Consider the following 19,422-nt stretch of genomic DNA (forward strand, 5'->3'; position numbering starts at 1 on the left):
GACACGTCGCGGACGAAGTGTGAGACGATTCGGGACACCGGAGCATTACAGGGTGTGAACGCAGTGGAACACGACGTGGCAGCCGTGCCGTCGCAGGCCGACGAGGCGCTGCTCGACGCGGTCGCACGCGGAGACCACACGGCGTTCGCCACGATCTACGAGCGCCACGTGCGCACGGTCTTCCGCTTCGCGCTGAGCCTCGGCATCTCACCGCGCGACGTCGAGGACGTGACGCAGGAGGTCTTCGTGGTCGCGTTCAAGAAGGCCGCGAGGATCCGCACCGCCGACGGATCCGCCCTCCCCTGGCTCATGGTCACGTGCCGCAACCTGTCGTACGCGCATCTGCGGAAGCGCGCGAAGGATCACGCGCACCTCGACGCCGGAGAGCACGACGTCGCCGATCCGACGGCGTCGCCCGAGAGCCGCGCCCTGCAGGCCGAGCTCTCCCTGACGATCGCCGAGGCGATCGGCCGACTCTCGCCGCGGGACCAGGAGCTGGTCCACCTCTGCCTCGACCGGGGGATGACCTACCGGCAGGCCGCGCACGCGCTCGGCGTCACCGACGGGACGGTGCGGAACCGCCTGTCGCGCGCCAGGGCCGAGCTGCGCAGCTCCCTCCGCGGCACCTTCCGTGAGCAGGGATCATGAGACTGCACCCCCCGACCGACGACCAGGTCGCGTCGATGCGCCGCAAGATCTTCGCCGAGATCGCCCGGAACCGCGCACGCCGCCGCTCGAGGCTGACGTTCACCGCGGCCACGACCGCGCTCGTCGTCGCCGTCACCACCGCGGGCGCCATCCTCGTCGAGATGGCGAAGCCCGACGACCTCAACGTGAGCTTCGACTGCTACACGACGGCCGACCTGTCGGCGCCGCACGGCACGACGTCGTTCGTCGACGACGACCGCGATCGCGACCGCACGCTCGCTCTCGAGGATCGGGTCGCGCAGGCCCTCGAGTTCTGCATGGCGGGCTACAACGCGGTGCCGACCGACGGCGACGTCGAGATGGTGCGGGTCGTGAACCCGACCGTGTGCATGATGCAGGATCGCCGGCTCGCCGTGCTGCCCAACGAGCAGTACGCATCCACGGAGGACTTCTGCGAGGGTCTCGGTCTCGCGGCCCCGTTCGAGTAGGCCGCGGTCAGCGCGCGGGAGCGAGCAGAGCCGCGAGGCGCTGCACGGCGAAGGCGTAGCCCTGCACGCCCGCTCCGACGATCACGCAGCTGGCGACGTCCGACAGGTACGAGTGGTGGCGGAACGGCTCGCGCGCGTGCACGTTCGAGATGTGCACCTCCGCGAAGGGCAGGTGCACGCCGGTGAGGGCGTCGCGCAGCGCGACCGACGTGTGGGTGAGCGCCCCGGGGTTGATCACCACCGCGTCGCAGTCGGTGCGCGCCTCGTGGATCGCGTCGACGAGCGCGCCCTCGTGGTTGCTCTGGATGGCCCGCACCTCGAACCCGAGATCGGCGGCCGTCCGCTCGACGAGCGCCACGACGTCGTCGAGCGTGTCCGAGCCGTAGATCTCGGGCTCGCGCGTGCCGAGGAGGTTGAGATTCGGCCCGTTCACGAGCAGGATCCGACCGTTCACGTGCGTTCCCTTCGTCACAGGAGTCCGGCCATCCGCAGGGCGGTGTCGACGAACGAGACCCGCTCGATCGACCCCACGCGGCTGAGCGGGATCCATTCGGCCATGTCGGTCGACCCGTCGAGCTCGTAGGCGAGGGACCCGCCCGTGATCGTCGCCCGGTAGACGATCCGCAGCGCCTGCATGTCGCCGGTGCCCGCGAGCCGCTTGCGGGCAGGGATGACGACCGAGTCGACCCCGATGACGTCTCCGAGCTCGACCTCGTAGCCCGTCTCCTCGCGCACCTCGCGGCGGCAGGTCTGGGCGGGGTGCTCGCCGGGGTCCATCCCGCCGCCCGGCATCGTCCAGGCGGGCTTCGACCCCTCGATCCAGCGCGAGAGCAGCACGCGCTCGGCGTCGTCGACGATGACGGCGTAGGCGGCGACTCTCAGGTCCATGACGTCAGCCTACTGATCCCGGATCGCGGCGCCGTCGGCCTCGCCGCGCGGCGGGACCGGCACGAGCTTCCCGGTGCCGGCGGCGGCGCGGGGCCGCGCGGTGGTCCGCACCCTCATCCGCACGCCGTCCAGGGTCGCACGCAGCGGGGAGCCGATGAACAGGCCGAGGGTCGCGCCTGCGGCGAGCGCGATGCCGATCATGCCGGCGGTCACGAGCGCCTGCGTCGCGACGATGAGCCGCGCGGTGTCGTCGCCGGCCTCGACCATCCCGAGAAGGCCCCGGAACACGGCGGAGCCCGGGACGAGGGGGACGATCGCTGCCGTCGTCACGGCGACGGATGGCACGTGCAGGCGCTGGGCGATGAGCGCGCCGACGAGGCTCGCGGCGAAGGCCCCCGCGAAGCTCGCTCCGGCGGCGTCGAGTCCGGCCGCCGAGGGCAGCGCGTAGCCGGTCCAGGCGATCGTCGCGAGCAGGACGCTCACGACGACGATGCGGAGGCCGGCGCCGTTCATGACCGCGACGGTGATCGCCACGATCACCGCACCGACGATCTGGCCCGCGAACGGCCCGAACGGCAGCGCCTCGCTCGGCAGCTGCAGGCCGACGCCGAGCGCGCTCGCGAGCTGCAGCCCGACCACGATGCCGAGCACGACGCCGAGGGTCTGCAGGGTGAGCTCGAGGATGCGCCCTCCCGCCGTGAGCGCGAATCCGTCGATCGCATCCTGCGCGGCGCCGACGACGGCGAGACCAGCGAGCATGAGCACGATGCCCGAGGAGACGACGATCGTCGAGCGGACATCGGTGAACGGCTCGACGCCGAGGCGCGACAGGAGCGCGGCGACGACCGTGACGGCGACGAGCGTGAACGCGCCGACCACCTGGCTGAAGAACATGGGCACGCGCAGCTTCGCGAGCCCCGCCTGGGATCCGGCGACGCCCAGTGCGGCGAGGAAGGTCACGGCCAGCGCGATCCACGAGGCGCCGAACATCACGCCGACGCCGACCGCGAGGAGCGCCTGCACCGTGATCACGACGCCGGGCTGGTAGAGGAACGGCGTGCGGCGGATCTGGCGGAACCGCGCCCGCGCCTCGCCGAGCTCGAGGCCCTCCTCGATCTCCGTCACGAGCGCCTGGAGGCGCTGGAGCTTCGCGTGATCGGGAACGGCCGACCGCACGACCTGCATGAGGGTGATCGGCAGGTCGTCGCCTCCGCGGTGATCCGACACGGTCACGGAGTTGTAGGTCACGTCGACGTGCACGCTCTTGAGCCCGTAGGCGCGGGTGATGCGCAGGGCCGCGAGCACGACCTCCTTCGCCGACGCGCCGACCGACAGCATGACCTCGGCCACCCGCATCGCGAGGTCGATGATCCGCACGGCCATCGCGTCGTCGACGACCGTGAGCAGCTCGGTGGGGGCGGCCTTCGACGCGTCGCTCCACAGCGCCCTGCGGACGCTCTCCATCACGCGCCGACGACGATCCTGAGCCATGCCCTCCATCCTGTGCCACGAGGTTCACCGTTCGCCGAACGATCCGGGATGTCCGCTCCGCACGTCATCGGAACCTCACCCCGTTTCGACTCGCTCCGCTCGCTCAACGACCGGACCGGAGGCCTTCCTCAGCGACCGAGACGATCCGGACTCCCCCTCCGGACATTGAGCGAGGGAGCGCAGCGACCGAGACGATCCGGAGCCTCCCTCCGGACATTGAGCGAGGGAGCGCAGCGACCGAGACGAAATGCCGCAACCCAGCCTCCGAACCCCCCGCGTTTCGACTCGCTCCGCTCGCTCAACGACCGGGCCCGGGGCATCCCGCAGCGACCGAGACGATCCGGACTCCCCCTCCGGACATTGAGCGAGGGAGCGCAGCGACCGAGACGATCCGGAATCTCCATCCGGACATTGAGCGAGGGAGCGCAGCGACCGAGACGATCCGGAGCCTCCCTCCGGACATTGAGCGAGGGAGCGCAGCGACCGAGACGAAATGCCGCAACCCAGCCTCCGAACCCCCCGCGTTTCGACTCGCTCCGCTCGCTCAACGACCGGGCCCGGGGCATCCCGCAGCGACCGAACGCGCAGTGGGCCGGCCCCGGACGGAACCCGGGGCCGGCTCGCGGTGCGGCAGCCCGTCAGCGCGCGGAGGCGCCACCCGGTCGGAGGGTCGCATCCCCTGCCGCGACCTGCACCGAGATCTCGCGCGGCGACGAGCTCTCGACGTCGAGGCGGTTGTCGAAGTCGCCTGCCGAGACGTCGGAGCGCACGGCGTAGGTCTCGTCGGGGAGCACGAGGTCGAGCGAGCCCGCGCTCACATCGACGGTCACCTCGGCGGGCGCGTCGCCCGTGAGCTCGGCGTCGAGACGGCCCGCAGCGACCGTGAAGCCGGCCTCCGCGACGTCGGCGAGCGCGAGGTCGGCCTGGCCCGCGCTCAGATCGACCTCGAGCGACGCGGCCGAGCCGTCGAGGCTCAGGTACCCCGCCCCGACCTCGGCGTCGACCTCGCCGAAGTCGCCCTCGGCCGTGAGGCTGCCGCCCGAGAGCGAGAGGTCGACATCGAGGCCCGCGCCCTTCAGGCGCTCCGGCAGCGTCAGCACGACGGTCTGCTCGTCGTCGAACCAGTCGCCGCCGAACCAGTCGCCGCCGAACCACCAGCCGCGGAAGAACCCGTCGCGGCGGTCGACCGACAGCTCGCCGCCGTCGCGCGAGACGCGCCATCCGTCATCCGCGTTCGTCACCTCGAGCACGGCCTCGTCGACGTCGCCGTAGGCGATCGCGAAGGAGGCCCCAGAGGCGTCGATGTCGAGGGAGGTCACGCCGGCGGCCGCCGCCGTGAGGGTCTCGTCGACCGAGAACGCGCCGCGCGCCGCGGCGACGCCCGAGCCGATGGCGGTGCCCAGCAGCGCCACGCCGCCGATCACCGCGACGACGAGCGCGACGACCTTGCCGCCCGATGCGGGAGGGGTGGGAGGGGCCGGGCGCGGGGGCACGGCCGCGGGATCGTACGCCGACGCATCGAAGGCCGGCGGGGTGGTGGGGGTGCTCATCGTGTCGCTCCTGTCTGGGGCGTTCCGCCCGTGTTCTCGATGTGGGCGAGAGCTGCGAGAACGCGGCGGTTGCCCGACTCGTCCGGCTCGAGGCCGAGCTTCTGGAAGATGGAGGTGACGTACTTCTCGACGCTCGCCTCCGAGACGAAGAGCACGCCGGCGATCGCCTGGTTCGACTTGCCCTCCGCGATGAGAGCGAGCGTCATGCGCTCGCGCTCCGTGAGCCGCGTCATCCGCTCGTCGCGGGTGCGCCGGCTGAGCAGCTGCGCGACGACCTCGGGGTCGAGCACGGTCGCGCCCTGCGCGATGCGGTCGACCGACTCGACGAACTCCGCGACGTCGGCGACCCTGTCCTTGAGGAGGTAGCCGATCGCGCCGCCCTGCGCCGTGATCAGCTCGCTCGCGTAGCGCTCCTCGACGTACTGCGAGAGGACGAGGACGGGGAGCTCGCGATGAGCCGCCCGCACCTCGATCGCCGCGCGGATCCCCTCGTCGGTGAAGGTCGGGGGGAGGCGCACGTCGAGGATGCAGAGATCCGGGGCGGATGCCTCCACGGTCGCCAGCAGATCGCTCGCGTCGGGAAGGGCCGCGACGATCTCGTGGCCGGCGTCCTCGAGGAGGCGCACGAGGCCCTCGCGCAGGAGGACCGAGTCCTCGCAGATCAGGATGCGCATGGCACGCTCACCTCCAGGGCGGTCGGTCCGCCGTTCGGGCTGTCGAGGCGGACGGTGCCGCCCGCCGACAGGATGCGGTTCGAGATGCCGTCGAGGCCGCCGCCGGGGAGCACGCGCGCCCCGCCGATGCCGTTGTCCTCGACGCGGGCCCAGAGCACGCCGTCGTCGCGGCGGCGCACGATCACCCGGCACTCCGCGGCACGCGAGTGCTTCGCGGCGTTCGTGAGCGACTCCGCGATCGCGAAGTACACCGCCGCCTCGGCCTCCCGGCTGCAGCGGCCGTCCATCCGCACATCGAGGTGCACGGGGATGTGCGAGCGCCCGGCGAGCGCGGACAGGGCCGCATCGAGGCCGCGGTCGTCGAGCACGGACGCGTGGATGCCGCGCGCGAGCTGGCGGAGCTCGGTGATGGCCGCCTTCGTCGAGGTGTGCGCCTCCTCGATCAGCGAGCGGGCGGCATCGGGGTCGCTGTCGATCTTCTGCTGGGCGAGGCCGAGGGTCATCCCGACGGAGACGAGACGGGGCTGCACGCCGTCGTGGAGATCGCGCTCGATGCGCGTCCGCTCCACCTCGGAGGCGCGCACGGCCCCCGCTCGCTGCGCGTCGGAGGTGCGGGCCTGCGCGGCCAGCTGCTCCTCCTGCGACGGCACGACGATCGCGCGGCTCAGCACGCCGTGCAGGAGCGCGAGCCCCACGATCCCGGCAGCGGTCACGATGACGCCCAGGATGCCGGCGAGCGGCGCCCACGCGGCGGCGAACTCGAGGCCGAACGCGCCGCGCACGGTCTCCGCGCCCGAGAGAGGAGCGAAGCAGATCGCGATGGACCAGATGAGCAGGCGGAAGAGCCCCATGACGATCACGCCGAAGACCGTCGCGATCGCGAGGTTGGCGATCGCCCGCCACATGCGCGGGTCGACCGCCTGACGCAGGAGCGTGCGGAGCCAGCCGCCGAAGCCGGGGCCGACGCGGGGGCGCCATGCGAGCGCGGGCAGGCCGAAGCCGTACAGCCCGTCGACACGCGCGGTCTCGAGCCAGGCGACGGCGAAGAGGACGTAGACGAAGGCGACGAGCAGCAGGAGCCCGAAGCCGAGGAGCGGGAGGGTGCCGAGGCCGAAGCCGAGCAGCCCGAAGAGAGCGGTGAACGCGAAGGCGCCCAGGAAGCCGAGCGCCGCGAGATGGGCGATCGCCCCGGCCACCCGGAGCGGGCGCGACGTCCTCGCGGTCGAAGCGGAGGCGAGCTGTGTGGTCATGCCTCCAAGCTAGGGCGGCCCTCGCGCGGGCGCCCCAGAGTCAGCCGGAGACGTTCTTTCGGGTTTTCCCGAATCGCGTCACGGCGCCGCGGCGCACGTCGGCGCCGTGGCCTGCTCGAGCGCGTGCCACGCCGAGATCCCGCCCGCGAGCGAGCGGAGCGGATGAGCCTGCCACTCCGGGCGCCCGCGGAGCACCTCGGCCGCGCGGCGCGACCGCACCCCGAGGGCGCAGTGCACGACGACCTCGCGCCGCTCGACGAGCGCACGCCGCACGGCTTCGGGCGGCTCCTCCCCCGCCTCGATCTCGTCGAGCGTCCAGCGGACGGCTTGCGGGATGGCCCCGGGCTCGGATGGCGCGCGCACGTCCACGACGAGAGGCGCGGCGCCGCCGGCCAGGGCAGCGCGGAGCTCGGCGGCCGAGACGATTGGCACCGCGCCATCCGCCGTGGCCCCCGTCGCGCCGTCCCCCGTGGCCTCCGCCGGGCCATCCGCTGGGGCCTGGCCATCCGCCGCGAACGCCACCTCGCGCCATCCGGCGCCGAGTGCGTCCACGACGACGACGCGGCCGAGGAGGGGGCGTCCTGCTCCCGTGATGAGCTTGATCGCCTCGGCCGCCATCTGGGCGCCGACGAGCGCGCACAGCGGGCCGAACACGCCCGCCGTCGCGCAGTCGAGCGCCGCTCCCGGCGCATCCGGGTAGAGGTCGCGGTAGCGCGTGCCGCGCTCGGCCCAGACGACCCCGACCTGGCCCTCCCACCGGAGGACCGACCCCCAGACGAGCGGAAGGCCGAGCGCCGCCGCCGTGTCGTCGACGAGGTACCGCGTGGCGAAGTTGTCCGAGCCGTCGACGACGAGGTCGTAGTCCGCGAGAACGCCGGCCGCGCTCCGCGCATCCAGGCGCAGCGCGTGCGCGCGCACCTCGATCCCGGGGTTCCGCGCCGCGATGGCGTCGCGTGCGGATGCCGTCTTCGGTCGTCCGATGTCCGCGACCCGGTGGATCACCTGGCGCTGCAGGTTGCCGAGCTCGACGGCGTCGTCGTCGACCACGCCGAGCACGCCCACCCCCGCCGCGGCCAGCGCCAGCAGCACGGGCGAGCCGAGGCCGCCTGCGCCCACGACGAGCACGCGCGCCGCACGCAGCCGGCGCTGCGCGGCATCGCCCATGCCGGGCAGGATGAACTGCCGGCCGTACCTCTCCCGCTCCTCGTCGGAGAGCGCCGGACCGGGTGCCACGAGCGCCGTCACAGGACCGCCATCCCCTCGGTCTCCGACGATGCGCGGGCATGCCGCCGTCGGGGGATGCGCCCCGCATGCGCGGCGAGATGGCCCGCCTCGACCGCATGGCGGAACGCGGCGGCCATCCGCACGGGGTCGTGCGCGCGGGTCACCGCGGTCGCCAGGAGCACCGCGTCGCAGCCGAGCTCCATCGCGAGCGCCGCCTCCGACGCCGTGCCGAGGCCCGCGTCGAGCACGACGGGAACCGATGCGCGCGACACGATGAGCTCGATGTTGTGGGGGTTGAGGATGCCGAGGCCCGTTCCGATCGGCGCGCCGAGGGGCATGACAGCCGCGACCCCGAGCTGCTCGAGCCGCAGCGCCGTGACGGGGTCGTCGTTCGTGTACGCGAAGACCGTGAAGCCCTCCGCGACGAGCCGCTCCGCGGCGTCGAGCAGCTCGACCGGGTCGGGCAGGAGCGTCGTGTCGTCGGCGACGACCTCGAGCTTGATCCAGCTCGTGCCGAACGCCTCGCGCGCGAGCTCGGCCGTGAGCACCGCGTCGTGCGCCGTGCGGCAGCCCGCGGTGTTGGGGAGGAGGCGGATGCCGCGCTCGCGCAGCAGGGCGTAGAGGCCGCCCGCTCCGCTTCCGTATCGCCGCACGGCGACCGTCGTGAGCTCGGTACCCGACGCCCGCAGAGCCTCGTCGAGCACCTCGAGGCTCGGCGCACCGCCCGTGCCGACGATGAGCCGCGACGACAGGGCGACGCCGTCGATGACGAGCGGCTCCACGTCAGCCGCCCTGCGCCGCGGTGAGCACCTCGACCCGCGCGCCCGGGCCGAGCCGATGCGACCCCCAGCGGGCGCGCGGCACGAGGACCGCGTCGACCGCGACCGCGACGCCGAGGGGCGCGCCGTCCTCGGCCGTGCCCTCGGGCGTCACCGCGCGGCCCGTGAGCGCCGAGACGACCGTCGACACCGCCGCCCCCTCGGGCAGCCGCAGAGCACTTCCGTTGACATCGATCTCGATCATGCGAGGACTCCTTCACGGTCACGGGGCGCGACGTCGCGCCCGGGTTGGAGGCGGGTGGGGGCGAACCGCCCAGGGTCGAGCAGGTCGGCCTCGACGCCGCGCGGCGGGGCGACGTCGTCGACGATGCGGCGGCAGAGGTCTGCGATGAGCGGGGCGAGCAGCACGCCGTTGCGATGCGTTCCCGTCGCGACGACGAGGCCCGGGGCGGTCCGCCCGACGAGGGGCAGATGATCGGGGGTCGTCGGACGGGCGCGGGCGGTCGCCTCGACGAAGAGGTACTCGTCGACGAGCGGCATCACCTCGGCCGCATCGCGGAGCAGCGCCGACACGCCCCCCGCGGAGACCGCGTCGTCGGCGTCCTCGCGCTCGGTCGCGCCCACGACGAGCCCGCCGTCGACGCGCGGCACGAGGTAGACGGCACGGCCGCGGACGAGGGCGCGGACCGTGTGCGCGAGGCGCGGGAGGCCCGCCGCGTGGAGGCGGAGGATGTCTCCGTGGACCGCGCGCAGCACGCCGGGGGGCGTCGCGCCCAGGTCCGCCGCGCCGAGCGCGTTCGCGACGACCACCTCGGCCGCGGCGATCGCTGTCCCGTCGGAGAGCTCGACACCGTGCACAGCACCGCCCCGCCCGCGCAGCAGGCGCCTCGCCGCGAGCGGACGGAGAGCGGATGGCGCGAGCGCGCCCCGAAGCGCGCGGACGAGGGCGCGCGGATCGACGCGATGGTCGCCGTCCGCCGCGTACGCGCACGAGAGTCCCGGCGCGAGCAGAGGCTCGGCGGCCCGCGCTTCTCGGACGCTCCGTCGCTCCGCCTGCACCGCGGGCGCCGCGTCCACGAGCTCGACGATCCGTCGGCGGTCGGCGTCGTCGACCCCGACGAGAAGCGTCGGGGCGGCCTCGTACCCGCACGCCGCGGCGCCGCCGGGCAGCGATGCGACGAAGTCGGGGTATGCGGCCGCCGCGGCGCGGTGGAGCGCCACGGCAGCGCGCTCGGTGTGCTGGAGCTCGCCCGCGGGGCTCAGCATTCCGGCCGCGGCATACGTTGCGCCGTCTCCCGGGCGGGGGTCGATGAGTCGCACCGAGCGCCCCGCGCGCGCACACGCGACGGCGATCGCCGTGCCGACGACCCCTGCGCCAATGACGGCGACGTCGACCCTGCTGTCAGCTCCGGACACGGGGCTCGTCGAGGTAGACGGACGCGCCGGCGGCGACGAACTCCTCGGACTTCCGGCGCATGGCCGCGATCGCCTCCTGCTCCTCGGCGCCGCCGAAGCGGTCGCGGATGTCCTGGGAGATCCGCATCGAGCAGAACTTCGGGCCGCACATCGAGCAGAAGTGCGCCGTCTTGGCCGGCTCGGCCGGGAGCGTCTCGTCGTGGAAGGCCTCGGCCGTGTCGGGGTCGAGCGAGAGGGCGAACTGATCGCGCCAGCGGAACTCGAAGCGCGCCTTCGACAGCGCGTCATCCCGATCCCGCGCCCCCGGATGACCCTTCGCGAGGTCGGCCGCGTGCGCCGCGATCTTGTACGTGATGACGCCCGTCTTCACGTCGTCGCGGTTGGGCAGCCCCAGGTGCTCCTTGGGCGTGACGTAGCAGAGCATCGCGGTGCCCCACCGTGCGATCTCGGTCGCGCCGATCGCCGAGGTGATGTGGTCGTACCCCGGGGCGACGTCGGTGACGAGGGGGCCGAGCGTGTAGAAGGGCGCCCCCGAGCAGAGCTCCTGCTGGCGCTCGACGTTCTCCCGGACCAGGTGCAGCGGCACGTGCCCGGGCCCCTCCACCATGACCTGCACGTCGTGCTCCCACGCCCGGTGCGTGAGCTCGGCGAGCGTGTCGAGCTCGGCGAACTGCGCCACGTCGTTGGCGTCGGCCGTCGAGCCGGGACGCAGGCCGTCGCCGAGCGAGAACGCGACGTCGTACTGCGCGAAGATCTCGCACAGCTCGTCGAAGTGCGTGTAGAGGAAGTTCTCGCGATGGTGGGCGAGGCACCAGCCCGCCATGATCGAGCCGCCGCGCGAGACGATGCCCGTCACCCGCTCTGCCGTGAGCGGCACGTAGCGCAGCAGCACGCCCGCGTGGATCGTCATGTAGTCGACGCCCTGCTCGCACTGCTCGATCACGGTGTCGCGGAAGATCTCCCAGGTGAGGCGATGCGCCTGCCCGTCGACCTTCTCGAGCGCCTGGTAGATCGGGACCGTCCCGATCGGCACGGGCGCGTTCCGGATGATCCACTCGCGCGTTGTGTGGATGTCGTCGCCCGTGGAGAGGTCCATGACCGTGTCGGCGCCCCACGTCGTCGCCCACTGGAGCTTCTCGACCTCCTCGGCGATCGAGCTCGTGACGGCCGAGTTCCCGATGTTCGCGTTGATCTTGACGAGGAACGCCCGCCCGATGATCATGGGCTCGCTCTCGGGATGGTTGATGTTGCTCGGGATGATCGCGCGCCCCGCCGCGAGCTCCGAGCGGACGAGCTCGACGTCGCACCCCTCGCGCAGCGCGACGAACCGCATCTCGGGCGTGATGACGCCCTGCCGCGCGTAGTGCATCTGCGTCACGCGCCGGCCGGGACGTGCGCGGCGCGGGCGGGCGGACTCTCCCCGCCACTCCGCGGAGGCGGCGCCGCGCCGCGCGGCCGCACGGCCGTCGTCGTGGAGGTCGCGCGGGCGCCCGTCGTACTCCTCGACGTCGCCGCGTGCGGCGATCCAGTCGGCCCTCAGCGGCGGCAGCCCCCTCACCGGGTCGCTGCCCGGACCCGACGTCCGATAGGCCGTGAACGGCTCGTTCCGCTCGCCGTTCGGCGAGTCCGTGAGCGCGATGCGGGTGACCGGCACCCGGATCCCGTGCTCGTCGTCGTGCAGATATGCGAGCGAATGCGTCGCTTCCAGGGTGCGCAAAAGAGCTGCTCCTACTTCCTACGCCGGCATGACCCGAACAGGTTCGACGGTCGCGAGCAGCGTCAGCTCGTTCTCAGCCCCTGCTGGGACTCCCGTGTGGACCGGATCAGAGTAGCAGGGAGCCGCGGTCGCGCAAGTCGGCGGGTCAGAGCGCGTCGAGCAGCTCCCTCAGCCGGGCAGATTCCTCTTCGGGCATGGAGTAGCCGTGCTCGGTCGCGGGGTACTGTCCCGCGCGGACTTCCGCGACATAGCGCTCGACGCCGGCGATCATGTCCCCCCGCAGCTCCGCGTACCGCTTGACGAAGCGCGCCGCATGACCCCCGTATATGCCGAGAAGGTCATGGAATACGAGCACCTGGCCGTCGGTGGCGGGGCCCGCGCCGATGCCGATCACGGGGACGCTCATCCGGGGCATCAGGGCGTCCGTGACGTCGCTCGGGATCGCCTCGAAGACGATCGCGAAGCATCCGGCCTCCTGCAGCGCGAGTGCGCTCTCGCACACCGCGAGCGCGTCGTCGGCGGTCCGGCCCTGGGCACGGTATCCGCCGAGGGCGGTCGCCGTCTGCGGCGTGAGGCCGACGTGCCCCATGACGGGGATGCCCGCGCGGACGATGGCGCGCGCGCGATCGACCGACGTGCCGCCGCGCTCGATCTTGACCGCATCGCACCCCGTCTCCTTCACGAAGCGCTGCGCGGTCGCGACGGCGGTCTCGTCGGAGGCCTCGTACGAGCCGAAGGGCAGGTCCGCGACGAGCAGAGAACTCTGCAGGCCCCTGCGGACCGCGGCCGTGAGCATGATCATCTCGTCGACGGTGACGGGCACGGTGCTGTCGTATCCGAGCACCGTCATCGCGGCCGAGTCGCCCACGAGCACGACGTCGACGCCTGCCGCCTCTGCCACCTGCGCGCTGGGATGGTCGTAGGCGGTCACCATGGCGATGCGCTCGCCTGCGGCCTTGCGCGCGGCGAGGTCGGCCGGCGCGACGCGCGGGCGGGCCGCCGGCCGCGTGCTCATGCGCGCGCCGTCAGGAGACGGTCGACCGCGTCATCGACCTGGATGATGCCGTTGCCCCGGTCGACGTGCACGACGACGGGCTCGTACGTCTCGAGGTCCTTCTCGTCGTACTCGGCGTAGGAGACGACGATGATCGTGTCGCCCGCGTGCACGAGCCGGGCGGCAGCGCCGTTGACCTGCATGACCCCCGAGCCCCGCTCCCCCGCGATCGTGTACGTCTCGAAGCGCGCGCCGTTGTCGACGTCGAGCACGTGCACCTGCTCGTGCTCGAGGATGTCCGCCGCCTCGAGGAGATCGGGGTCGATCGTGATCGAGCCGACGTAGTTGAGGTCGCTTCCCGTGATGGTGGCGCGATGGATCTTCGACTTGAGCATGATGCGGCGCATCAGGATTCTCCCTTGAGGATGCGGTTGTCGATGAGGCGTGCGGCGCCGACCCTGGCCGCGACCGCGAGCAGCGCGTCCCGATCGACGCGGACGAGAGGGCGGAGGTGCTCGGCGTCGCGCAGCTCGAGGTACTCGGGCTCGATGCCGGCCTCCGCGAGGACGGATCGCGCGGCCGCGAGCAGCACCGCGCCATCCCGCTCGCCCCGCGCCGCGAGATCCTCCGCCGCGGTCAGCGCCCGGTTCAGAGCGGTCGCCTGCGCCCGCGCTGCGGCATCGAGGTAGACGTTGCGCGAGCTCATCGCGAGGCCGTCCGGCTCGCGGACGATCGGGCACGCCTCGATCCGCACGGGCAGGTCGAGGTCGCGGACGAGCCGGCGCACGACGAGCACCTGCTGCGCGTCCTTCTGTCCGAAGAAGGCGACCTCTGGGGTCACGATCGAGAGCAGCTTGGCGACGACGGTGGCGACGCCGTCGAAGTGGTGCGGGCCGCGGTGCGCGCCGCACAACACGTCGGTGATGCCGGACACGTGGATGGTCGTGGCGAAGCCGTCGGGATACATCTCGGAGACGGGCGGCGCGAAGAGGATGTCCGCTCCCGCCTCCTCGGCGAGCGCGGCATCCCTGGCCTCGTCGCGCGGATAGGAGCCGAGGTCCTCGTTCGCCCCGAACTGCGTGGGGTTGACGAAGAGCGACACGACCACGACGTCGGACGCCTCCCGCGCACGGCGCATGAGCGAGAGGTGTCCCTCGTGGAAGGCCCCCATCGTGGGGACGAGGCCGATCGAGGCGCCCTCGGCTCGCGCGGTGCGCACGGCGGCGCGCATGTCGGACACGGTGCGCACGATCCTCATGTCGCGTGCTCCTTCCTGCGTGCGAGCGCGCGGGTCGCCTCGCACAGCTCGTCGAAGAGCGGGACGAGCTCGGGCCGGCCGGCCGAGATCGCCGCGCGCTGGCGCTCGACCGTCTCCTCGTCCCCGCGGGCGATCGGGCCCGTCAGGGCTGTCGCCGGTCCTCCCGACGCCCAGTTCTCGACGGTGCGCCGCACGAGCGGCGCGAGGAGCAGGCGCGCCTCCTTGGCCGGGATGCCCGCGGTCTCGGCGATCCGCTCCGCGGCATCGGCGATGGTCACGAGGAAGTTCGCCGCGACCGACGCGGCTGCGTGGTAGGCCGCCCGGTGGGCCTCATCGAGAGGGAACGCGCGTGCGCCGAGCAGGAGCGCGATGCCCGTCGCGGTCTCGAGCGCCTCGTCCGAGCGCCCCGCGACCGCGCACGCGATGCCGCGGAACACGGCCGGGTTGTCATCGCCGGTGAACGTCTGCAGGGGGTGGAGGCCGAAGTCGACATCGTGGATCGGCACCGCGCCGGAGGTGTGGCCGATCATCCGCCCCGCCGCCGTCGCGGCGTGCGCCGCGGCAGCGATCTCGCCGTCCGGAACGCACAGCAGCACGACCGGCGCGTCGGGGATCTCCTCGCCGCGCCCGACCGGGCCGTGCACGACGACGCCGGCCGCCCGGAGGGCACGGGCGATGCTCCGGCCCAGTCGGCCGGGGCCGACCACCGTGACGCTCTCGAGGGCGCTGTGCGGGGTGCGGAGGATGCTCATGGTCTCGGTGCGCGGGGGACGCGCGCGACATGAGTATCCGCCTCATGGGCCGATCGAGCAAAATCGGGCGGCAATGTGCACAGTGGTGCCGGTCCGTGTCTTACCGATCTGCTCCCTGGTTCGCTTCATGTCTGTGCATGGTGATTTCACCGACGACTGTCGGTCACTCGGATCCTCGCTCCGGTCCCCGGCCTGTGACAGGCTCGAAGCCGTGATCGACCCGCGCTCCTCCCTGCTCGCGTCCGCGCGCGAGGCCGTCGCCCTGGTGGGGCCGTCGGTCCCCGCGCACGACGACTTCGTCGCGGCTCTCGAGGCGCACGGCGCGGCCGCGCTCGACCGCGAGGGACCGCCCGCGCACCTCACGGCGAGCCTGTTCGTCTTCGACTCGACCGGCGAGCAGATCCTCCTCTGCCTCCACGGCAAGGGGAGGTTCTGGGTGCAGCCGGGCGGCCACCTCGAGGCCGGGGACACGTCGCTCGCGCAGGCCGCCGCACGCGAGCTCGAGGAGGAGACGGGCGTCTCCCGCGGTCTCCTCCGCGACGTCCGGGTCGTCGATCTCGACCACCATCCGCTGAGCTCGCGGTTCGGCCGGTGCGCATCGCACCTCGACGTCGGCGTCGCGGCCGTCGTCGACCGCGACGCCGTGGCACTGCAGGTGAGCGATGAGTCGGACGACCTGGCGTGGTTCCCCCTCCGCGACCTGCCCTCGCCGCTGCCGCCCGCCTTCGACGAGCGCCTCGCACGTGTGCGGGCGGCGTACGCGGTCGCCCGCTGACACATCCCTCTGCAAGGCGCGATCGGCCATCCCTCCCCCGGTCGTTGAGCGAGCGAGGAACGAGCGAGTCGAGACGCCGCGACCCGGCCTCGAGAACCGCCCTGTGCGAACTCACCCCTGCCCGAGCGACTCCTGCAGAGCTCGATCGGCGTCCCGCAGCACGGCCGCGGCCACCTGGAGCCCTTCGACGCGGCCGAGCTCGACGTCCTCGTGCTCGATGTTGACCCACATGTCCGGGTCGACCTCGTGCAGAGCACGGAGGAACTCCGTCCAGTACGCCGTGTCGTGCCCCTTGCCGAGCGCGACGAAGTCCCAGGCGGCGGGCTTCGGCCATTCGTTCGCCCATTCGTCGCCCCCGAGGCCCGTGCGCGACTCGGACGGGTCGAGCCGCCGGAAGCCGTTGTCGAGCACGCCGTAGAGCTGCGCGGTCTCGCGGTTGATGCGGACATCCTTCGCCGCTGCGTGGAAGACGAGCTCGCCCAGCTCTCGCACGACCGCGACGGGGTCCATCTGCTGCCAGAAGAGGTGCGACGCGTCGAGCTCGACGCCGATGTGCGTGGCGCCCGTCGTCTCGACGAGACGATGCACGTCGCGGGTGTTGAAGACGACGTTCTGCGGGTGCAGCTCGAGCGCGACCTTGACGCCGTGGTCGGCAGCGAGCCGGTCGATCTCCCGCCAGAAGTCTGCGACGACCCGCCACTGGTAGTCGAGCACGTCGAGGTGCGCCGAGCTCCAGGCGTTCACGATCCAGTTCGGGAATCGCGCCGTCTCGTCGGATCCCGGCAGACCCGACATCGTGACGACGCGCGTCTGACCCAGGCGGGCAGCGAGGCGGATGGATCGGCGCACGTCCTCCGCGTGCTGCGCGCGGATGTCGGCCTTCGCGTGCAGCGGGTTGCCATTGCAGTTGAGGCCGGCGATCTCGACGCCGGTCCCCTCGAACTGCCCGAGGAAGTCGTCGCGCGCGGCGTCGGACACGAGGATGTCGTCGAGGGACGGGATGTGGACCGCCGGCAGGAATCCGCCCGCGTTCAGCTCGATCCCCGTGAGACCGAGCGACGCGACGACCTCGAGCGCCTCGGGAAGCGTGCGGTCGTGCAGGATCGCGTTGTAGACGCCCAGCCTCATGCGCGCACCTCCTGCGGGATCGCGACCGCCGCGCCGCGTCGCGCGGCAGACTCCGCCACCGCCTGGAGCAGCCGCATGTTGCGGACCCCCTCGTCGAACGTCGCGCATCGCGGCAGCGATGCCGCCTCCTCGATGCCGGCGACCTCCTCGAGGAACGCCCGCGCCTGGTACACGAAGCCCTCGTTCTGACCGAACCCGACACCGGTCGCGTCCATGGCGAGACCTCCCCTGAGGTACGGATGCTCGGGGCCGAGGAGCACCCGCCGGAAGCCGCGCTGCGCGACCGGGCCCTCGTTGAGCATGAGTCCGATCTCGGACGGCGTGCGGAAGTCGAACGACGCCGAGCCGTTCTCGCAGAACACCTCGAGGACGAGCGTGTTCGCGTGCCCCGAGGCGACGCGGGAGACCTCGATCGCCCCTGCTCCGCCATCCGCGAAGTCGAACGAGAACGCGGCGTAGTCGTCGTTCTCGACGGTGTCGAACGTGTCCGACACGGCGCCGTGCTCGTGGCCGATGACGGCGCCGAGGGGCTCGGGACGCTCGGAGATCACGGTGGCGAAGCGGCCACCCGACACCTCGGCGATGTCGCCGCCGATGAACTCGGCGATGTACGCGAGGTGGCTGCCCACGTCGGCGAGCGCTCCCGAGCCCTGCGCGCCCTTGAAGCGCCAGCTGATCGGAATGTGCGGGTCGGCGGCGTAGTCGGTCCAGTAGCGTCCGCTGACGTGCAGCACGCGGCCGAGCACGCCGCTGCGCACGAGGTCGCGGAGATACGCGATGCCGGGCGAGCGCCGGTAGGTGAAGCCGACGCGCGCGACGCTCGTCGCCGAGCGCGCCGCGTCGGCCATGGCGACCGCATCGTCGAGGCTGTCGCTGAGCGGCTTCTCGCACAGGACGTGCTTGCCGGCGGCGAGGAGCCCTTCGACGATCTCGCGGTGGAGATGGTTCGCCACGACGACGCTGACGACGTCGATGTCGGGCGCCTCGGCGATCGCCTGCCACGACGTGTCGCTGCGCTCATAGCCGAAGCGCCGCGCGGCGAGGGAGCCGAACTCGGCGTTCACGTCGCTGATCGACACAAGGCGGACGGGCGGAAGCGTCGGGGCGTAGACGGTGGACGCCGCACGGTACGCCGCGGCGTGGGCGCGGCCGGCCATGCCGGCTCCGATGACGGCGACTCCGAGGCTCTCGGGCATCGGCTCTCTCCTTCGAGGTCTCGCCCGGCCTTCCGGCCGCGGCGTCATTGCAGGTGCGAGGATGGGGATGAACCGCGCGTTGGAGCGGTACAACGATCACGGTAGACTACGACGTAATGTCCTGTCAAAGGGGAATCTCATGACCGCGTCCCGACCGACGATCTACGACGTCGCCCAGCGCGCAGGCGTGTCGAAGTCCCTCGTCTCCCTCGTTCTCCGCGGCTCGCCCAAAGTCAGCCCGGAGCGGCGCCGAGCGGTCGAGGAGGCCATCCGAGAACTCGACTACCGTCCGAGCCGAGCCGCCACCGCGCTCGCCGGAGTGCGCACGCGCAACATCGGCCTCGTGATCGACGACTTCCGCAACCTCTGGTTCGTCGACCTCCTCGATGGCATGCGCGATGTGCTCGACCCCGCCGGCTTCCAGGTCAGCGTGGCCGACCTCCGCCGAGACGCGCACGCGGTCGAGGGCTTCATCGCGACCCATGCCGAGGCCGTCGTCGTCGCCGCCGAGCCGGACGCGGCGGCCCTGCGCATCCCCGTCCCGGTCGCCGTCGTCGGCGGGCGCGCGGGCTCGATCCCCGGCGCGGACACGGTCGCGAACGACGACACCGAGGGCGCGCGGATCGCGACGCGGCATCTCCTCGAGCTCGGCCATCGTCGCATCGGGCATCTCACCGGCGGAGGAGGGTCGGCGGCCCTGCGGCGCGCTGCGTACACCCGTGTGATGCGCGAAGCCGGGCTCGATCCGCTGCTGACCGGCGGTGAGCACGAGACGAGCGACGAAGGGGGCTACCGCGCGGCACGGCAGCTGCTCGAGGCGCATCCGGACGTGACCGCGATCTTCGCGTCGAACGACGTCATGGCGCTGGGCGCCGCGGCCGCCCTGCGCGACCGAGGTCTCGCCATCCCGCATGACGTGTCGCTCGTCGGCTACGACGACTCGCCCCTCGCGAACAGCCGCTACCTGTCGTTCACGACGATCGACGACCGCAGCCGCGACGTGGGAGCGGAGACCGCGCGGGCCATCCTCGCCCGGCTCGACGACCCCGAAGCCGAGCCCCGGCACATCCGCCTCTCGCCGACGCTCATCGACCGGGGATCGACGGCGCCGCCCCGCGCACGGTAGAGAAGGTTCGTCAGCCGCGCCCTTTCATGCAGCGCGTCGGCAGCGAATGTTCCCCGTCCGTTCACCGC

Annotated in this window: 21 protein-coding genes and 1 riboswitch; of the genes, 4 read left to right on the plus strand and 17 right to left on the minus strand. The window is 72.5% G+C overall.

Going from position 1 to position 19,422, the window contains the following annotated elements; translation table 11 throughout:
- Nucleotides 1-54: 54 nt before the first annotated feature.
- Nucleotides 55-648: an RNA polymerase sigma factor gene (locus tag M1D46_RS02230; RefSeq protein WP_456286474.1), complete on the plus strand. Its 594-nt coding sequence runs from the start codon at nt 55-57 to the stop codon at nt 646-648.
- Complete coding sequence (locus tag M1D46_RS02235) at nt 645-1,136, plus strand: hypothetical protein (RefSeq protein ID WP_421074858.1); 492 nt, start codon at nt 645-647, stop codon at nt 1,134-1,136. Before M1D46_RS02230 ends, M1D46_RS02235 begins: the two co-directional genes overlap by 4 nt.
- A 7-nt stretch (nt 1,137-1,143) precedes the next feature.
- Here the strand turns inward: M1D46_RS02235 and aroQ are convergent, their stop codons facing one another.
- From aroQ to M1D46_RS02310, 15 genes are all read right to left on the minus strand, one after another.
- The gene (aroQ, locus tag M1D46_RS02240) at nt 1,144-1,590 is read right to left on the minus strand and encodes a type II 3-dehydroquinate dehydratase (protein ID WP_324013343.1); all 447 of its coding nucleotides are present in this window, start codon (nt 1,588-1,590) and stop codon (nt 1,144-1,146) included.
- A 14-nt stretch (nt 1,591-1,604) separates the two neighbouring features.
- The gene (locus M1D46_RS02245; RefSeq protein ID WP_456286475.1) at nt 1,605-2,024 is read right to left on the minus strand and encodes an NUDIX hydrolase; all 420 of its coding nucleotides are present in this window, start codon (nt 2,022-2,024) and stop codon (nt 1,605-1,607) included.
- Between the two features lie 9 nt (nt 2,025-2,033).
- Entirely contained in the window at nt 2,034-3,515 is a 1,482-nt protein-coding gene (locus M1D46_RS02250; protein WP_456286476.1) for a threonine/serine ThrE exporter family protein, read from the minus strand.
- A gap of 638 nt (nt 3,516-4,153) precedes the next feature.
- Nucleotides 4,154-5,065: a hypothetical protein gene (locus M1D46_RS02255; protein ID WP_324013339.1), complete on the minus strand. Its 912-nt coding sequence runs from the start codon at nt 5,063-5,065 to the stop codon at nt 4,154-4,156.
- The gene (locus tag M1D46_RS02260) at nt 5,062-5,739 is read right to left on the minus strand and encodes a response regulator transcription factor (protein ID WP_421074856.1); all 678 of its coding nucleotides are present in this window, start codon (nt 5,737-5,739) and stop codon (nt 5,062-5,064) included. The genes M1D46_RS02255 and M1D46_RS02260 overlap by 4 nt, the downstream gene beginning before the upstream one ends.
- Nucleotides 5,727-6,989: a histidine kinase gene (locus M1D46_RS02265; RefSeq protein ID WP_456286477.1), complete on the minus strand. Its 1,263-nt coding sequence runs from the start codon at nt 6,987-6,989 to the stop codon at nt 5,727-5,729. The genes M1D46_RS02260 and M1D46_RS02265 overlap by 13 nt, the downstream gene beginning before the upstream one ends.
- A gap of 78 nt (nt 6,990-7,067) precedes the next feature.
- The gene (locus tag M1D46_RS02270) at nt 7,068-8,234 is read right to left on the minus strand and encodes a ThiF family adenylyltransferase (RefSeq protein ID WP_456286478.1); all 1,167 of its coding nucleotides are present in this window, start codon (nt 8,232-8,234) and stop codon (nt 7,068-7,070) included.
- On the minus strand, nt 8,231-8,995 hold the full coding sequence (locus M1D46_RS02275; protein WP_271172504.1) for a thiazole synthase: 765 nt from the start codon (nt 8,993-8,995) through the stop codon (nt 8,231-8,233). Before M1D46_RS02275 ends, M1D46_RS02270 begins: the two co-directional genes overlap by 4 nt.
- Before the next feature lies 1 nt (nt 8,996).
- The gene (gene thiS / locus M1D46_RS02280; protein WP_271172505.1) at nt 8,997-9,236 is read right to left on the minus strand and encodes a sulfur carrier protein ThiS; all 240 of its coding nucleotides are present in this window, start codon (nt 9,234-9,236) and stop codon (nt 8,997-8,999) included.
- Nucleotides 9,233-10,408 (minus strand): FAD-dependent oxidoreductase, encoded by a 1,176-nt coding sequence (locus tag M1D46_RS02285; protein ID WP_456286479.1) that lies wholly within the window; start codon nt 10,406-10,408, stop codon nt 9,233-9,235. Before M1D46_RS02285 ends, thiS begins: the two co-directional genes overlap by 4 nt.
- Nucleotides 10,395-12,125: a phosphomethylpyrimidine synthase ThiC gene (gene thiC, locus M1D46_RS02290; protein WP_456286480.1), complete on the minus strand. Its 1,731-nt coding sequence runs from the start codon at nt 12,123-12,125 to the stop codon at nt 10,395-10,397. The genes M1D46_RS02285 and thiC overlap by 14 nt, the downstream gene beginning before the upstream one ends.
- A riboswitch (TPP riboswitch) is annotated at nt 12,124-12,231 on the minus strand. (Overlaps the previous gene by 2 nt.)
- A gap of 39 nt (nt 12,232-12,270) precedes the next feature.
- Nucleotides 12,271-13,140 carry a 3-methyl-2-oxobutanoate hydroxymethyltransferase gene (gene panB / locus M1D46_RS02295; protein ID WP_456286481.1) on the minus strand — a complete coding sequence of 290 codons (870 nt, stop codon included), beginning with the start codon at nt 13,138-13,140 and terminating at the stop codon, nt 12,271-12,273.
- Complete coding sequence (gene panD, locus M1D46_RS02300) at nt 13,137-13,526, minus strand: aspartate 1-decarboxylase (protein ID WP_271172509.1); 390 nt, start codon at nt 13,524-13,526, stop codon at nt 13,137-13,139. The genes panB and panD overlap by 4 nt, the downstream gene beginning before the upstream one ends.
- On the minus strand, nt 13,526-14,377 hold the full coding sequence (gene panC / locus M1D46_RS02305) for a pantoate--beta-alanine ligase (RefSeq protein ID WP_456286482.1): 852 nt from the start codon (nt 14,375-14,377) through the stop codon (nt 13,526-13,528). Before panC ends, panD begins: the two co-directional genes overlap by 1 nt.
- Nucleotides 14,374-15,129 (minus strand): DUF2520 domain-containing protein, encoded by a 756-nt coding sequence (locus M1D46_RS02310; RefSeq protein ID WP_456286483.1) that lies wholly within the window; start codon nt 15,127-15,129, stop codon nt 14,374-14,376. Before M1D46_RS02310 ends, panC begins: the two co-directional genes overlap by 4 nt.
- A gap of 211 nt (nt 15,130-15,340) precedes the next feature.
- Here M1D46_RS02310 and M1D46_RS02315 point away from each other — a divergent pair, with 211 nt between their 5' ends.
- Nucleotides 15,341-15,904: an NUDIX hydrolase gene (locus M1D46_RS02315; protein ID WP_456286484.1), complete on the plus strand. Its 564-nt coding sequence runs from the start codon at nt 15,341-15,343 to the stop codon at nt 15,902-15,904.
- A 111-nt stretch (nt 15,905-16,015) separates the two neighbouring features.
- Here M1D46_RS02315 and M1D46_RS02320 read toward each other — a convergent pair whose 3' ends face one another.
- Together M1D46_RS02320 and M1D46_RS02325 are read right to left on the minus strand one after the other, a co-directional pair.
- Nucleotides 16,016-17,032, minus strand: coding sequence for a sugar phosphate isomerase/epimerase family protein (locus M1D46_RS02320; protein ID WP_456286485.1), 1,017 nt, complete (start codon nt 17,030-17,032; stop codon nt 16,016-16,018).
- Nucleotides 17,029-18,228: a Gfo/Idh/MocA family protein gene (locus M1D46_RS02325; protein WP_456286486.1), complete on the minus strand. Its 1,200-nt coding sequence runs from the start codon at nt 18,226-18,228 to the stop codon at nt 17,029-17,031. Before M1D46_RS02325 ends, M1D46_RS02320 begins: the two co-directional genes overlap by 4 nt.
- A gap of 139 nt (nt 18,229-18,367) precedes the next feature.
- Between M1D46_RS02325 and M1D46_RS02330 the strand changes: the two genes are divergently transcribed.
- On the plus strand, nt 18,368-19,354 hold the full coding sequence (locus M1D46_RS02330) for a LacI family DNA-binding transcriptional regulator (protein ID WP_456286487.1): 987 nt from the start codon (nt 18,368-18,370) through the stop codon (nt 19,352-19,354).
- Nucleotides 19,355-19,422 lie beyond the last annotated feature (68 nt).

It is taken from the genome of Microbacterium sp. JZ70 (genome assembly GCF_053903225.1).

Excerpts from the sequence above, each read along its gene's own strand:
- M1D46_RS02260 (WP_421074856.1), bottom strand. The coding sequence starts at position 5,739 with ATGCGCATCCTGATCTGCGAGGACTCGGTCCTCCTGCGCGAGGGCCTC.
- M1D46_RS02330 (WP_456286487.1), top strand. The coding sequence starts at position 18,368 with ATGACCGCGTCCCGACCGACGATCTACGACGTCGCCCAGCGCGCAGGC.
- M1D46_RS02310 (WP_456286483.1), bottom strand. The coding sequence starts at position 15,129 with ATGAGCATCCTCCGCACCCCGCACAGCGCCCTCGAGAGCGTCACGGTG.
- thiS (WP_271172505.1), bottom strand. The coding sequence starts at position 9,236 with ATGATCGAGATCGATGTCAACGGAAGTGCTCTGCGGCTGCCCGAGGGG.
- M1D46_RS02245 (WP_456286475.1), bottom strand. The coding sequence starts at position 2,024 with ATGGACCTGAGAGTCGCCGCCTACGCCGTCATCGTCGACGACGCCGAG.
- M1D46_RS02320 (WP_456286485.1), bottom strand. The coding sequence starts at position 17,032 with ATGAGGCTGGGCGTCTACAACGCGATCCTGCACGACCGCACGCTTCCC.
- M1D46_RS02265 (WP_456286477.1), bottom strand. The coding sequence starts at position 6,989 with ATGACCACACAGCTCGCCTCCGCTTCGACCGCGAGGACGTCGCGCCCG.
- M1D46_RS02325 (WP_456286486.1), bottom strand. The coding sequence starts at position 18,228 with ATGCCCGAGAGCCTCGGAGTCGCCGTCATCGGAGCCGGCATGGCCGGC.
- M1D46_RS02255 (WP_324013339.1), bottom strand. The coding sequence starts at position 5,065 with ATGAGCACCCCCACCACCCCGCCGGCCTTCGATGCGTCGGCGTACGAT.
- M1D46_RS02250 (WP_456286476.1), bottom strand. The coding sequence starts at position 3,515 with ATGGCTCAGGATCGTCGTCGGCGCGTGATGGAGAGCGTCCGCAGGGCG.
- M1D46_RS02235 (WP_421074858.1), top strand. The coding sequence starts at position 645 with ATGAGACTGCACCCCCCGACCGACGACCAGGTCGCGTCGATGCGCCGC.
- panD (WP_271172509.1), bottom strand. The coding sequence starts at position 13,526 with ATGCGCCGCATCATGCTCAAGTCGAAGATCCATCGCGCCACCATCACG.
- panC (WP_456286482.1), bottom strand. The coding sequence starts at position 14,377 with ATGAGGATCGTGCGCACCGTGTCCGACATGCGCGCCGCCGTGCGCACC.
- panB (WP_456286481.1), bottom strand. The coding sequence starts at position 13,140 with ATGAGCACGCGGCCGGCGGCCCGCCCGCGCGTCGCGCCGGCCGACCTC.